Annotated in this window: 10 protein-coding genes; 9 read left to right on the forward strand and 1 reads right to left on the reverse strand. The window is 65.8% G+C overall.

Features of this window, described 5'->3' with window-relative positions; all coding sequences use genetic code 11:
* The first annotated feature begins 13 nt into the window (after window positions 1-13).
* The 4 genes from carA to gmk are packed head-to-tail and all read left to right on the forward strand — an operon-like array spanning window position 14 to window position 6,151.
* Window positions 14-1,252, forward strand: a complete 1,239-nt coding sequence (gene carA / locus PG2093B_RS03450) for a glutamine-hydrolyzing carbamoyl-phosphate synthase small subunit (protein ID WP_129897304.1) — start codon at window positions 14-16, stop codon at window positions 1,250-1,252.
* Window positions 1,239-4,622, forward strand: a complete 3,384-nt coding sequence (carB, locus tag PG2093B_RS03455) for a carbamoyl-phosphate synthase large subunit (protein ID WP_129897306.1) — start codon at window positions 1,239-1,241, stop codon at window positions 4,620-4,622. The genes carA and carB overlap by 14 nt, the downstream gene beginning before the upstream one ends.
* A gap of 15 nt (window positions 4,623-4,637) precedes the next feature.
* Window positions 4,638-5,555 (forward strand): orotidine-5'-phosphate decarboxylase, encoded by a 918-nt coding sequence (pyrF, locus tag PG2093B_RS03460; protein WP_129897308.1) that lies wholly within the window; start codon window positions 4,638-4,640, stop codon window positions 5,553-5,555.
* A 32-nt stretch (window positions 5,556-5,587) separates the two neighbouring features.
* A complete protein-coding gene (gene gmk / locus PG2093B_RS03465) occupies window positions 5,588-6,151 on the forward strand; it encodes a guanylate kinase (protein ID WP_051125540.1) in 564 nt (187 codons plus the stop codon).
* Between the two features lie 115 nt (window positions 6,152-6,266).
* Here the strand turns inward: gmk and ilvD are convergent, their stop codons facing one another.
* Window positions 6,267-8,126: a dihydroxy-acid dehydratase gene (gene ilvD, locus PG2093B_RS03470; protein ID WP_026643376.1), complete on the reverse strand. Its 1,860-nt coding sequence runs from the start codon at window positions 8,124-8,126 to the stop codon at window positions 6,267-6,269.
* Window positions 8,127-8,306: 180 nt separating this feature from the next.
* Here ilvD and rpoZ point away from each other — a divergent pair, with 180 nt between their 5' ends.
* From rpoZ to fmt, 5 genes are all read left to right on the forward strand, one after another.
* Window positions 8,307-8,591, forward strand: a complete 285-nt coding sequence (rpoZ, locus tag PG2093B_RS03475) for a DNA-directed RNA polymerase subunit omega (protein ID WP_022857762.1) — start codon at window positions 8,307-8,309, stop codon at window positions 8,589-8,591.
* A gap of 162 nt (window positions 8,592-8,753) precedes the next feature.
* Window positions 8,754-9,980: a methionine adenosyltransferase gene (metK, locus tag PG2093B_RS03480; protein ID WP_129897310.1), complete on the forward strand. Its 1,227-nt coding sequence runs from the start codon at window positions 8,754-8,756 to the stop codon at window positions 9,978-9,980.
* A 57-nt stretch (window positions 9,981-10,037) separates the two neighbouring features.
* Window positions 10,038-11,321: a class I SAM-dependent methyltransferase gene (locus tag PG2093B_RS03485; RefSeq protein ID WP_129897312.1), complete on the forward strand. Its 1,284-nt coding sequence runs from the start codon at window positions 10,038-10,040 to the stop codon at window positions 11,319-11,321.
* Window positions 11,322-11,340: 19 nt separating this feature from the next.
* Complete coding sequence (locus tag PG2093B_RS03490) at window positions 11,341-13,548, forward strand: primosomal protein N' (protein WP_129897314.1); 2,208 nt, start codon at window positions 11,341-11,343, stop codon at window positions 13,546-13,548.
* 91 nt (window positions 13,549-13,639) lie between these two features.
* Window positions 13,640-14,608, forward strand: coding sequence for a methionyl-tRNA formyltransferase (gene fmt, locus PG2093B_RS03495; RefSeq protein ID WP_129897316.1), 969 nt, complete (start codon window positions 13,640-13,642; stop codon window positions 14,606-14,608).
* Window positions 14,609-14,615: the final 7 nt, after the last annotated feature.

Genomic DNA, 14,615 nt, shown 5'->3' on the forward strand with positions numbered 1-14,615 from the left:
ATTGGGGGTTTGGGTGAACCAGCTCGACTCGGCAACCGACAACTACACCGCGCAGGATGCTGTGCTCGTCCTCGAAGATGGGCAGGTCTACATCGGTGAACCATACGGCGCCGTTGGGGCCACCCGTGGAGAGATCGTGTTCTCCACGGCCATGACCGGCTACCAGGAGACGCTTACCGATCCGAGCTACGACCGCCAGATCGTGGTGCAGACCTTCCCGCACATCGGCGACACCGGTGTGAACCCCAGCGACCCAGAGTCCTCGCGCATCTGGGTCGCTGGCTATGTGGTGCGCGACCCCAGCGTCAATGTGAGCAACTGGCGCGCCACAGGCAGCCTCGATGACGCGCTCGTCGACAACGGCATCGTGGGCATCAGCCACATCGACACCCGCAAGCTTGTACGCCATCTGCGCACGGCCGGCGTGATGCGCGCGGGCATCTTCTCGGGCGACGCCCTGCTCGACGGACAAGGCGAGCTGCGCAGCATCGACACGCTGCTCGACGACGTGCGCCAGACCCCCCAGATGAAGGGCATGAGCCTCTACGACGAGGTGAGCACCAAGGAACGCTACGTGGTCGAGCCCGCCGGCGCGTTCGAAGGCAAGGAACCAGTGGCCACGGTGGCCGCGGTCGATCTGGGCATCAAGGCGATGACCCCGCAGCGCCTGGCCGAGCGCGGCTGCCGCGTGGTCGTGCTGCCGTCGACGACCACGTTCGAGGAAATCGAGCAGATCAATCCAGACGGCGTCTTCTTCTCGAACGGTCCGGGAGACCCGGAACAGGCCGATGACATGGTCGCCATGCTGCGTGAGGTACTTTCCGCCGGCTACCCGTTCTTCGGCATCTGCTTCGGCAACCAGCTGCTCGGCCGGGCCCTTGGCTTCGGCACCTACAAGCTCAAGTTCGGCCACCGTGGCATCAACCAGCCGGTCAAGGACGTGACGACCGGCAAGGTGGAGGTCACCGCCCACAACCACGGGTTCGCCGTGGACGCCCCGCTCGGCCAGACCGTGGACGCCCCCTACCAGGATGGCAAATTCGGCAAGGTGTTCGTGAGCCATGTCGACCTCAACGACGACGTTGTGGAAGGCCTGCAGTGCGTCGACATCCCCGCGTTCTCGGTGCAGTACCACCCCGAGGCCGCGGCCGGCCCGCACGATGCCGCATATCTGTTCGACCGCTTCGTCGCGATGATGAACGACGCCAATGCAAAGAATGCCAAGGAGGAATCCACGAATGCCCAAGCGTAACGACATCAAGTCGGTCATGGTCATCGGCTCGGGCCCGATCGTCATCGGTCAGGCCGCCGAGTTCGATTACTCGGGAACCCAGGCGTGCCGCGTGCTGCGCGAAGAAGGCATCCGTGTCATCCTCGTGAATTCCAACCCGGCCACGATCATGACCGACCCGGAGATGGCGGATGCCACCTACATCGAGCCGATCGCCACGCCGATCCTCGAGCGCATCATCGCCAAGGAACGCCCCGACGCACTGCTGCCCACGCTCGGTGGCCAGACCGCGCTCAACGCCGCGGTGGCCCTCGGTGAGGCGGGCGTGCTGAAGAAGTACAACGTGGAGCTCATCGGCGCTTCGCTCGAAGCCATCGACCGCGGCGAGGACCGTGAGTCGTTCAAGGAGGTCGTCGAGGCGGCCGGCGCCGAATCCGCACGCTCCGACATCGCGCACACGCTCGAGGAAGTGGACGCGATCGCCGAACGCTTCGGCTTCCCGCTCGTGGTGCGCCCCAGCTTCACGATGGGCGGCCTCGGTTCGGGCATTGCGCACAACACCGAGGAACTGCACCGCATCGCCGGCGCCGGCATCCATTATTCCCCGACCGACGAGGTGCTGATCGAAGAGGGCATCGAAGGCTGGAAGGAATACGAGCTCGAGCTCATGCGCGACCGCAACGACAACGTGGTGGTCGTGTGCCCGATCGAAAACGTCGACCCGGTCGGCGTGCACACCGGTGACTCGATCACCGTGGCGCCGGTCTTCACACTGACCGACCGCGAATACCAGAAGCTGCGCGACATCGGCATCGCGATCATCCGCGGTGTGGGCGTCGACACCGGCGGCTGCAACATCCAGTTCGCGATCCACCCCGACACGGGCCGCATCATCGTCATCGAGATGAACCCGCGCGTCTCGCGCTCGTCCGCGCTGGCGTCGAAGGCCACGGGCTTCCCGATCGCGAAGATCGCGACGAAGCTCGCGCTCGGCTACACGCTCGACGAGATCCAGAACGACATCACCAAGTCCACCCCGGCGAGTTTCGAACCGACGATCGACTACGTGGTCACGAAGGTGCCGCGTTTCGCGTTCGAGAAGTTCCCGGGCGCCGACCCGACACTGACGACCTCGATGAAGTCGGTGGGCGAGGCGATGGCCCTCGCCGGCAATTTCCAGGAATCGCTCGGCAAGGCCATGCGTTCCATCGACAAGCGCGACATGGGCTTCTCATGGAGCGGCGAGAAGCCGGGCGAGCAGGAGGTCGCCGAGCTGCTCGAAGCGATGAAAGTGCCGACCGAGCACCGTTACCTGCAGCTCATGCGCGCCATCTGGGGCGGCGCGACCGAAGAGCAGATCTTCGCCGCCACCAAGATCGACCCGTGGTTCGTCAAGCAGTTCATGCTCATCAACGACACCGCGATGCAGGTGCGCGACGCCGAAACGCTGTCGCCGCGCCTGCTCAAGAAGGCGAAGCTCGCCGGTCTGTCCGACCTGCAGATCGCGCGTCTGCGCGGCTTGGGTGACGCCGGTGAAAACACCGTGCGCGAACTGCGCTGGAACTACGGGCTGCACCCGGTCTACAAGACGGTCGACACGTGCGCCGCGGAATTCGACGCGGTCACGCCGTACTACTACTCGTGCTACGCCGACGAGACCGAACTGCGCAAGCGCGACCGCGCGGCCGTGATCATCCTCGGCTCCGGCCCGAACCGCATCGGCCAGGGCATCGAGTTCGACTACACGTGTGTGCACGCCGTGCAGGAACTCGGCAAGGACTACGACACAATCATGGTCAACTGCAACCCCGAGACCGTCTCGACCGACTACGACATGTCGGACCGCCTCTACTTCGAGCCGCTCACGTTCGAAGACGTGATCGAGATCTACGAAGCCGAGAAGAAGATGGGTCCGATCAAGGGCGTGATCGTGCAGCTCGGCGGACAGACGCCGCTTTCGCTCGCCGCGCGACTCAAGGCCGCCGGCGTGCCGATCCTGGGCACGACCCCCGAATCGATCGACCTGGCCGAAAACCGCGAACTGTTCGGCGAAGTGCTGCGCGCAGAGAAACTCAACGCCCCGCGCTTCGGCACGGCGCTCAGCCTCGAGGAGGCCCTCGACGCCGCGCACTCCATCGGCTATCCAGTGCTCGTGCGCCCGAGCTACGTGCTCGGCGGCCGCGGCATGGAGATCGTCTACGACGACGCCCAGCTCGAGAAGTACGTGAACCGCGCGCTCAACGAAGCCAAGGCCGACACGGTGGTGTCCGGGCGCCTGCCTTCGCCGCTGCTCATCGACAAGTTCCTGCAGGACGCGATCGAGATCGACGTCGACGCGCTGTTCGACGGCGACGAGCTGTACATCGGCGGCATCATGGAACACATCGAAGAGGCCGGTGTGCACTCCGGCGACGCCGCGTGCACGCTGCCGCCGAGCACGCTGAGCGACGACCAGATCCGCCGCCTGCGTGAAGCCACCCACGCGATCGCCAAGGGGTGCGGCGTGTGCGGCCTGATCAACGTGCAGTACGCGTTCATGGCCAACACGCTCTATGTGATCGAAGCGAACCCGCGCGCCTCGCGCACGGTGCCGTTCGCGTCGAAGGCCACCGGCGTGGCCCTCGCGAAGGCCGCCGCGCGCATCATGGCGGGCGAGACGATCCAGCGGCAGCGCGACAACGGCCTGCTGCTGCCGCACGGCGACGGTGGCGATGTTCGCTTGGGCCAGCAGGTGGCCATCAAGGAATCCGTACTGCCGTTCAAACGCTTCCGCACGCCCGTGGGCAAGACCGTCGACATCCTGCTCGGGCCCGAGATGCGCTCGACCGGCGAGGTCATGGGCTTCGACCGCGACTTCCCGCACGCCTTCGCGAAGAGCCAGCTTTCCGCATACGAAGGCGGCCTGCCCACAAGCGGCAACGTGTTCATCTCGGTGAACGACACCGACAAGCGCCAGCTGCCGCTGTTCGCGGTACGTCTTGTGGAGCTCGGCTTCCAGATCTGGGCCACCGAAGGCACGGCGTCGGTGCTGCGCCGCTACGGCATCGAATCGAAGATCGTCGACAAGATCACGGCGCGCGTGGATTCCGACCCGGACGCCCCGGTCCAGATCGACAAGGCCGAAGGCAGCGTGGGCAAGAACGTGGTGGAGCTCATCGAGGAAGGCGCGATCGACCTGATCCTCAACACGCCGAACTCGCGCGGCTCGCGTTCCGACGGATACTCGATCCGCGCCGCGGCCATCGCCGCCGATGTGCCCCAGTTCACCACGATGACCGAGTTCTCTGCGGTACTATTGGCTATCGAAGCAGTCAAGGCCAATGACTATCAGGTCATGAGCATTCAGGAACATGCCCGTGAACTGTTCGCATTGGAGAGCAAGCAGGCATAGCAAGGCGGTGAAGAGATGAGTTCCGGGCTCACTCCAGAGGAGCAATTTGCGTTGCGGTCCGATTTCGGTCTGCGGCTGAGCAACTCGATGAAGCAGAACGGCCCACTGTGCGTGGGCATCGATCCGCATCGCAAGGTGCTCTCCGAGTGGGGTTACCAGGTGAACGCGGAAGGCGCGGAGCTGTATGCCATGCGCATGCTGCAGGCGGCCAGCGGCCGCGCCGCCGCCGTCAAATTCCAGTCGTCGATGTTCGAACGCTACGGGGCCAAGGGGTACGCGGCCCTTGAGCGTGTGCTCTATGCCGCACGGCAGATGGACATCATCACCATCGTCGACTGCCTGCACGGCGGCCTGTCCACCACGATCTCCGCGATCGCCGACGCCTATTTCAAGCAGGGCGCGCCGATGCTCGCGGATGCGATCACCCTGCTGCCGTATTATGGCGCGCGTTCGCTCGGCGGCGTGATCAACGACGCGCTCGACCACGGCCGCGGCGTGTTCATCGCATCGCTCACCTCGAACCCGGAAGGCGCGAGCCTGCAGACGGCGATCCGCCAGACCGGCGAATACAAAGGCAAGACCGTGGCCTACGGCATCGCCAACACCGCGCAAAAATACAACCAGGACGTCAAAGGCCTCGGTTCGGTGGGCCTGATCATCGGCGCCACCATCGGCCAATGGCTGCAGGAAAGCGGTGTGGCGCCCGCCAGCTTCACCGGACCGATCCTGTCGCCGGGCTACGGCTGGCAGGGAGCCGAAGCGGACGATCTGCGCACGGTGTTCCGCGGTACACACGGCAACGTGCTCGTGACCGTGTCGCGCGCGATCTCGGAACACGGCCCGGGAATCCAGGACCTCATCCAAGCCACCGAAAGCATCTCGCTCGACATTCGGCGCGCATTGATGGAAACGCTCGAAGGAGACGAATCGTGACGAATCAGCAGGAACGCACAGGCGGCCGTCTCATGGTGTTGACCGGCCCCACCGCGGTCGGCAAAGGCACTGTTGAGGCGGCGTTGCGCAAGCAGCATCCCGAGGTGTGGGTCTCGGTCTCCGCCACGACGCGCGCGCCCCGGCCCGGCGAAGTGGATGGCGTGACCTACTGGTTCATGAGCGAAGACGAGTTCGAAGCCAAGGAGCGCGCCGGCGAGTTCCTCGAGACGGCACTCGTGCACGGCATGGCGCACTACGGCACGCCGCTTGTGCCAGTGGAGGAGCATCTGGCGGCGAATGTGCCCACCGTGCTCGAAATCGACCTGCAGGGCGCGCGCCGTGTCAAGGAACGCGCGCGCGAACTCGGCCTCGACGTGGTCTACGTGTTCTTGGCGCCGCCGAGCTTTGACGAACTGAAGAAGCGGCTGATCGGCCGTGGCACCGAGACGCCCGAACAACAGGCGAAGCGCTTGGAGACCGCGAAGGTGGAGCTCGCCGCCGAACCGGAGTTCGACGTGACGATTGTGAACAACACCGTCGAACAGGCCGCCGAAGACCTGTGGAACGTCATCGCCGCCGAATACGGCCTCGACTGATTGCCGCGTGGTCGCGTCCGGCCACACCCACTAGACATGGTAAAAGGCTGTGGGGCTGGTCCAGAATCCATTCTGGACCAGCCCCACAGCCTTTTGCCTATATGGGAGCGTGATGTCAGGCGAGGCCGGAGAGCTTGTTGATGAGCTCCGGGTCACGCGTGGCGCCCTTGTCCGCCGAGCGGGCGAACGCGGCGAAGGCCTTGAGTGCCTGGCTCACCTGGCGGTCGCGGTGCGCCACATAGCCGTCACCGGCCTCGAGCTTGGCACGGCGCTCGGCGAGTTCCTCGTCGCTCAGCTCCACGTTGATCGTGCGGTTCGGAATGTCGATCACGATCATGTCGCCGTTTTCGACGAGGGCGATCGGACCGCCGCTCGCCGCCTCCGGCGCCACATGGCCGATCGACAGGCCGGAGGAACCACCGGAATAGCGGCCGTCGGTGATGAGCGCGACCTCTTTGCCGATGCCCTTGCCCTTGACGAACGAGGTGGGGTAGAGCATCTCCTGCATGCCCGGGCCGCCCTTCGGGCCCTCATAGCGGATGATCAGCGCCTGGCCTGGCTTGAGCGTGTCGTTGAGGATCACTTCGATCGCCTGTTCCTGTGATTCGACGACGAGTGCCGGCCCGCGGAACGTCCAGATCTCCTTCGGCACGCCCGCGGTCTTCACCACGCAGCCGTCCGGCGCGAGGTTGCCGCGCAGCACGGCGAGGCCGCCTTCGGTCACCGCCGGGTGGTCGATGTCGTGGATCGCGCCGTTGACGCGGTCGGTGTCAAGCGACTCGAACGTCGTCTCATGCGTCCATGGCTCGGGCGAGACGATGTGGCCGGGCGCTGCCTTGAAGAAGTCGCGCGCCTCCTCGGTGCAGGTGTCGCGCATGATGTCCCAGTCCGCGAGCTTGGCTTCGAGCGAGGGGTAGTCCACCGAATGCACGTCGCGGTGCAGCTTGCCCGCGCGGTCGAGCTCGCCGAGGATGCCGGTGATGCCGCCGGCGCGGTGCACATCGGAGATCTCCCATTCGCCCGACGGCGACGCCTTGCAGATGCACGGCACGGTGTGGCTGATGCGCTCGATGTCGTCGAGCGTGAAGTCGACGTCGGCGCTCTGCGCCATCGCGAGGATGTGCAGCACCGTGTTCGTGGAGCCGCCCATCGCCACGTCCATCGTCATCGCGTTCTCGAACGCGTGCTTGGTGGCGATCGAACGCGGCAGCACCGACTCGTCGTCGTGCTGGTAATAGCGGTTCGCGATGTCGACCACGGTCTGCGCGGCACGCTCGAACAGCTGCTTGCGGTAGCCGTGCGACGCGAGCACGGTGCCGTTGCCGGGCAGCGCGAGGCCGATCGCCTCGTTGAGGCAGTTCATCGAATTGGCGGTGAACATGCCGGCGCACGAGCCGCACGTGGGGCACACGGTGCGTTCGTAGGCGAGCAGGTCCTCGTCGGTCATGTTGTCGTCGGCCGAGGCGTACATCACGTCGATCAGATCGGTGTTCTCCTTGACGGTGCCGTCGGGCAGCACCGTTGTGCCGGCCTCCATCGGACCGCCGGAGACGAACACGGTGGGAATGTTGAGGCGCAGCGCGGCCATGAGCATGCCCGGTGTGATCTTGTCGCAGTTCGAGATGCAGATGAGCGCGTCGGCGCAGTGCGCGTTGACCTGGTATTCCACGGTGTCGGCGATGATCTCGCGGCTCGGCAGCGAATACAGCATGCCGGTGTGGCCCATGGCGATGCCGTCGTCGACGGCCATCGTGTTGAATTCGCGCGGGATGCCACCCGCCTGCTTGACCGCTTCGGAGACGAGGCGGCCCACCTTGTTCAGATGCACGTGCCCGGGCACAAATTCGTCGAACGAGTTGGCGATGGCGACGATCGGCTTGCCGAAGTCCTTGCCGTCCACACCGGCCGCGCGGTAGAGCGCACGAGCACCGGCGAAGATTCTTCCATTCATGATTTTTGCAGATCGCATTTCCATAAGGCACCATTCAACCGGAATCCCGCTGAAAAGTCAGCACCTTGGGCCACATGGTGGGCAATATTTGACAAATCTTGACAATTGCGTGCGCGTTGTTGGTCATGGTGGCGCAAATCAATGGCTTGCGGTAGAGTGGACTCTTTGAGACAAGCATTTGCGAGTGATTTGGAGATCTCTACTATGGCATTCGGCACCGAGCCTACACCAACCGGACTTGCAGATCCACCGATTGACGATCTTATGGAGCACGCCGATTCGAAGTACGCGCTGGCGATCTTCGCGGCGAAGCGCGCACGTCAGATCAACTCCTACTTCACGCAGCTCAACGAAGGCCTGCTGCAGAACGTGGGCCCGCTCGTGGAGTACGAGAGCCAGGAAAAGCCGCTCTCCATCGCGTTCCGCGAGATCAATGAGGGCCTGCTCGAAGAGACCCTCGGCGAAGACGACCTGAGCGAAGGCAACTGACCGGACGCATCCATCGGCAATGCCCCGGCACGCGAGGCGCCTGCCTGCGCGCGCCGGGGCATTGCCGCACTTATGCGCACTTGGGTGCGTGGGCCCCGGCCATTTTGCGCGCCTGCACACAATGCACACATGTGACTGATTGAGTACCAAGGGGAGACACACATGGCAGAGCTCAAATTGATTTCCGCGGAATCGGTGACCGAAGGCCATCCGGACAAGGTCTGCGACCAGATTTCCGACGCGATCCTCGACGACATGCTGCGGCAGGACCCGCATTCGCATGTGGCGGTGGAGACTTCGGCCACAACCGGCCAGTTCTTTGTCTTCGGCGAAGTGACGAGCGAAGGCTACAGCGACATCCAGCACATCGTGCGTTCCGTGGTGCGCGACATTGGCTATACGAGCTCCGAAGTCGGCCTTGACGCCGACTCGTGCGGCGTGCTTGTGGCGATCACCGAGCAGAGCCCGGAGATCAACCAGGGCGTGTCGCGCCTTTCGCGTGACGAGGAGACCGCGGCTTCGCGCGAGGAACGGTATGAGGCGCAGGGCGCCGGCGATCAGGGCGTGATGTTCGGCTATGCCAGTGACGAGACCGACGTGCTCATGCCCCTGCCGATCCATTTGGCGCACAAACTCGCCCGGCGGCTGACCGAAGTGCGCAAGAGCGGCGAGGTGCCTTCGCTGCGCCCAGACGGCAAGACGCAGGTGACGATCGAATACGACGAGCATGATGTGCCCCGGCGTGTGGACACCGTGCTCGTGTCGACCCAACACGACCCCGCCGTGCGCCAGGACTGGCTGCGTGAACAGCTCAACGAGCATGTCATCACGCCTGTGCTCGACGAGGTGCTGGGCGACCGCGTGCGCCACGACGACTACCGTGTGCTCGTGAACCCGACCGGATCGTTCATCATGGGCGGTCCGGCCGCCGACGCCGGCCTGACCGGCCGCAAGATCATCGTCGACACCTACGGCGGCGCCGCGCACCATGGCGGCGGCGCGTTCTCCGGCAAGGACCCGAGCAAGGTGGACCGTTCGGCCGCCTACGCCGCGCGGTGGGTGGCCAAGAACATCGTGGCCGCCGGACTTGCACACAAAGTTGAAGTGCAGGTTGCGTACGCAATCGGCGTAGCCGAACCGGTGAGCATTAATGTGGAGACGTATGGCACCGAGATGGACGGTGTGACGCGCGACCAGATCCAGCGTGCGGTGCGCCGGGTGTTCGACCTGCGCCCTGCGGCGATTGTGGACGAACTCGACCTGCTGCGCCCGATCTACGCCAAGACGGCTGCCTACGGCCATTTCGGCCGTGAGGAAGACGGCTTCACTTGGGAGCGCACCAACAAAGTCGCACAGCTCAAGGCCGCGATTGCCGAAGACCAGGCCTGAGCTTGACCGGCCGGCCATGATTCATGGCCGGCCGGACCGCAATGGAAAGGGGCAGATATGGCGGCTATGAGTGTGGGGCAGATGGTGGAGCTGTTTGTGAAGCCGGGAGCCCCGATATATGTCAAGGCCTTTGACGGCTCCACCTATGGCAGCGAAGACGCGCCGGTGACCTTGGTCATCAGGAATTCGCGGGCGATCTATTATCTCGTCAACGCGCCGGGCGAACTCGGTCTGGCCCGCGCCTACCTGCAGGGGGACATCGATTCGCCTCAACTCGACCCGGGCGATCCATACGCGTTGTTCGGCAAGCTCGTGGACGTCAAGCCGTATCTGCGCACGCCGAACCCGGCGCAATTGGCGAAGGCGCTCGCATCGGTCGCCTCACATGGCATCCGCAGGCCCGAACCGCCGGCGATCGAAGGCCCGGGGCGCATGCGCCGCATGAGCGAAGGCCTGCTGCCGCATACGCGCAAAGGCGACGCGGCCACGGTCAGCTACCACTACGACCAATCGAACGATTTCTACGCGCTGTTCCTTGGGCCTTCCATGACCTACACATGCGCCGTGTTCGATTCGCCCGACACCTCGCTCGAAGCCGCGCAGAAAGCGAAGCTCGACCTGGTGCTGGACAAGCTCGCGCTCAAACCGGGCGACCGTCTGCTTGACATCGGGTGCGGTTGGGGGTCGATGGCCATCGAGGCGGCGAAGCGCGGCATCCATACGCTCGGCGTCACGCTGTCCGAAGAGCAGGTGGAGTGGGCCCAGCGTTGGATCCGCCAAGAGGGCCTGGAAGACCTCGCCGAAGTGCGTCTCATGGATTACCGTGATGTGCCGGAAGGCGATTTCGACGGCATCTGCTCGCTCGGCATGATGGAGCATGTGGGCTACAAGCATTACCCGGCCTATTTCCAGGAGATCTACAACAAGCTCAAGCCCGGCGCCATGCTGCTCAACCACCAGATCACGAGGTGCGACTCGCATCAGGGCAAGAAGGCGGGCGAGTTCATCGACCGCTACATCTTCCCCGACGGCGAGCTGTCGAGCCCGGCCGAAATCGAGATGACGATCCAGGACACCGGCTTCGAGGTCATCAACCAAGAGAACCTGCGGCAGCATTACGCGCTCACACTGCACCGGTGGAACGAGAACCTTTCCGCCCACTGGAGCCAGGCCACCGCGATGGTCGGCGAGCCGAAGGCGCGCCTGTGGGGTCTGTACATGGCCGGCTGCGCATACAACTTCGAGCACAACAACATCCAGATCCACCAGTTCCTGTGCGTGAGGCCGGACAGGAACGGGACCGACGTGTACCCGCTGCGCCCGTGGTGGCCGCGCCACTGAGCGTGTACGCTCATACAGCATGACGACCGATGCACAACAACCCGCGTTCGAAGGGCTCGAACCCCGGCGCCGCCGGCGCCGCCAGACGGAACGCACGGCCGCGTCGCATCTGCCCGTCGCCCATGTGGTGCTCGACATCCAGGCGGCGCATCTGGGCCAGCCCTTCGACTACCTGATCGACGAGAAGCAGTCCGAGGCCGCGCAACCCGGCTGCCTGGTGCGCGTGCGCTTCGGCGGCCAACGCGTGTCGGGCGTCATCTGGTCGCGCAGTGAGACGAGCGAGACCGATGCATCCGCGCTGCGGTTCATCGAACGCGTGCTCTCGCCGCACCCCATCGTGTCCGCATCCATGCGCGGCGACATCACGGCGATCGCGGACGCCTACGGCGGCACACGCGCGAACATCGTGCGCGTGGCGGTGCCCACGCGCGTCGCCGCCGTGGACCGCGAATCATTCACACCGGCGGACGGCGCCGAGCTGCGCGAACGCTGTGCGCAGTCCGCCGCTCACGCTTACAAGGCGTTCGCGCGCGGATACGAGCAGGCGCGTCTCGTCGACGAGGCGCTCGCCGCGGACGGATTCGCTTCGTTCGTCATCGACGGGCTGCCGGGGGAGGGCCGGTGGCGCGAGGACTTCGCATGGATGGCGCTGCGCGCGCTCGCCTCGGGCAAATCCGCGGTGCTCGTCGTGCCGACGATGCGTGAGGTGTGGGCGCTCATGCACACGTTGAACGCCGTGGGATTGCGCGCGTGGGCGCCCGACGAATCCGGCGGCTCGAGCGGCGACGTGGCCGTGTTGAGCGCATCGCTCAGCCCGGCGGAACGCTACCGCGCGTACCGGGCCGTGCTGGCCGGTCAGGTGCGGTGCGTGGTCGGCCTGCGCGCGGCGATGTATGCGCCGGTCGACGGTCCCGCGCTGTTCGCGGTGCTCGACGACGCCGCGTACCAGTACGCCGACGGGTTGGCGCCATATGCGAACGCGCGCGGCGTGTGCCGTCTGCGCGCGGGGCTGCATGACGGCGTGTTCGTGGCCTACGCGCAGGCGCGCAGTGTGCTCAGCCAATGGGAGTGCGAGCGCGCGGAGTCGGTGGGGTTGGGCGTGTGCGGCCCGAGCGCCGCGGTCCACGGTTACCGTGATGCGCTTGCGGCGAGTGCGCCGCCGGTCCGTTGGCTCAACCGCGACGAATTGATGCGTCTTGCGGATGCGAGCGTCGGCGCGCGCGTGCCGCACACCGCGGTGCGCGTGTTGTCGAAGGCGCTTGAGCAGGGACCGGTTCTGCTGTCGATCCCGGGCGATGGGGTGAGCGAGTCGTTGAGTTGCGCGCAGTGTCTGGCGCTTGCGCGGTGCGTGCGCTGCACGGGCCCGCTCGAGCGTGTGGGCGTGAACCAGACGCCACGGTGCCGGTGGTGCGGGGCCGCGGCGGTGCATTGGCACTGTGCGCGGTGCGGTGGCGAGCGGTTGCGCGTGATCCGCGTGGGCGCCGCCGGCACCGCGCGCGAATTGCGTGGATTGTTCCGCGAGATGCCGATGGTGCTGTCGAGCCCGCATCAGGCCGAAGGCGTGATCGAGCAGGTCGCGGACGCGCCGGTCATCGTGATCGCGACGCCCGGCGCGGAGCCGCGCGTGCGCCCGGGCGGCGCGTCCGGCGGCCGTTACCGGGCCGTGGCGATCCTGGACGCGTGGACGAGCCTGTACTCGCAGCGCATGGATGCGCGCGTCGATGTATTGCGCACGTGGATGCACACGATGTCGTATTGCAATGCGCGCGTGGATGGCGGGGTCGGCCTGTTGCTCGGCGAGACCGATCCGCTTATCGCGCAGGCGCTGATGACGTGGGATCCGCGCGTGCTGGCCGGCCGGGAGTTGCGCGAACGTGAGGAGACCGCGTTGCCGCCGGCGTTGAGCGCGGCGTGCGTGTGGGGCCGCAATGACGCCGTGACGTGGCTGTTGCGTGAAATCGGCGTGCGCTGCGGCGATTGGTCGACGCTGCAGTGGCAGGGCCAGCAGATCGACAGTGTGCTGGGGCCGGTGCCGATTCCACAGGCGCGCACGGTGGATGCGCGCGAGATCGAGGAGATGGGCGACCGCGTGAAGGCCGTGGTGCGCGTACCGCACTCCCGGCGCGCCGAATTGGCGAGACGGGTGCGCGTGGCGCTTGCCCGGCATGTCGCGTCACGTGCTGGCGGCGAATTGCGCTGCCGGTTGGACCCCAAAGATTTGCTGTGACCTGAACGGGCTGGCACGGCAGGGCGGTGGACTACGATGGTAGACCGTCGGCCGTGGCAACGGCCAGGAAACCGAACGAGGAGGAACTGGTATGGTACGAGTGCTGTTTGCGGGAACGCCTGAGGTGGCAGTGCCTTCGTTGCGCAAGCTGGCGCATGACACGGAGCATTTCGACGTGGTGGCGGTGCTGACCCGCCCCGATGCCCCCACCGGGCGCGGACGCAAGCTCATGCCGAGCCCGGTCAAGCAGGCCGCGTTGGAACTGGGGCTGCCGGTCATGGAATGCGACCCGAGCGAGGAGACGTTCCTCGCGGCGCTCAAGGCCACCGGTGCCGAAGCCGGCGCGGTCGTGGCATACGGGCGTCTGCTCAAGGAGCCGGTGCTCGACGCATTGCCATTGGGATGGTACAACCTGCATTTCTCGCTGCTGCCGCAATGGCGTGGCGCGGCGCCGGTGCAGCGTGCGATCTGGGCCGGTGAATCGTTGACGGGCGCTTCGGTGTTCCGCATCACCAAGGGCATGGACGAAGGCCCGGTGCTCGCGCAGTCCACCGTGGAGATCGGTGCGCACGAGAACGCCGGCGAACTGCTCGAGCGTCTGGCGCAAGATGGCGCGAACCTGCTGGCGGCCTCGCTGCAGGGCATGGCCGAAGGGCAGATCCACCCTGTCGAACAGCCGCAGGGCGCCTACGAGGTGGCGGCGAAGATCACGCACGACGACGCGCGCATGCACTTCAACGTGCCGGCCTTCGCGCTCGACCGACAGATCCGCGCATGCACGCCGAACCCCGGCACATGGTGCCAGCTGCACGAGGCGGCCGACGCGCTGGAACCGATTCAACTGCACGTGTCGAAGGCTGTTGTGGCAGGCGCCGACGACGAGTCGGCGCCGCACGGGCTCAAGCCCGGCGAACTCAAGGTGACCAAGCGCCATGTGTGGGTCGGCACCGCCACCGATGCGCTCGAGCTGCTTGTGGTCAAGGCGCAGGGCAAGAAGGAGATGGGTGCCGCCGAATGGGCGCGTGGCGCGCACCTGACCGAGGGCGCGTTCTGCGACTGAGATCGGC

Source organism: Bifidobacterium pseudolongum subsp. globosum, from assembly GCF_004155535.1.
Taxonomy (GTDB): domain Bacteria; phylum Actinomycetota; class Actinomycetes; order Actinomycetales; family Bifidobacteriaceae; genus Bifidobacterium; species Bifidobacterium pseudolongum_C.

What these genes read in the sequence shown, in the direction of transcription:
- carB (WP_129897306.1), top strand. Translation starts at nt 1,239, where the DNA reads ATGCCCAAGCGTAACGACATCAAGTCGGTCATGGTCATCGGCTCGGGC.
- pyrF (WP_129897308.1), top strand. Translation starts at nt 4,638, where the DNA reads ATGAGTTCCGGGCTCACTCCAGAGGAGCAATTTGCGTTGCGGTCCGAT.
- gmk (WP_051125540.1), top strand. Translation starts at nt 5,588, where the DNA reads ATGGTGTTGACCGGCCCCACCGCGGTCGGCAAAGGCACTGTTGAGGCG.
- ilvD (WP_026643376.1), bottom strand. Translation starts at nt 8,126, where the DNA reads ATGGAAATGCGATCTGCAAAAATCATGAATGGAAGAATCTTCGCCGGT.
- rpoZ (WP_022857762.1), top strand. Translation starts at nt 8,307, where the DNA reads ATGGCATTCGGCACCGAGCCTACACCAACCGGACTTGCAGATCCACCG.
- metK (WP_129897310.1), top strand. Translation starts at nt 8,754, where the DNA reads ATGGCAGAGCTCAAATTGATTTCCGCGGAATCGGTGACCGAAGGCCAT.
- PG2093B_RS03485 (WP_129897312.1), top strand. Translation starts at nt 10,038, where the DNA reads ATGGCGGCTATGAGTGTGGGGCAGATGGTGGAGCTGTTTGTGAAGCCG.
- PG2093B_RS03490 (WP_129897314.1), top strand. Translation starts at nt 11,341, where the DNA reads ATGACGACCGATGCACAACAACCCGCGTTCGAAGGGCTCGAACCCCGG.
- fmt (WP_129897316.1), top strand. Translation starts at nt 13,640, where the DNA reads ATGGTACGAGTGCTGTTTGCGGGAACGCCTGAGGTGGCAGTGCCTTCG.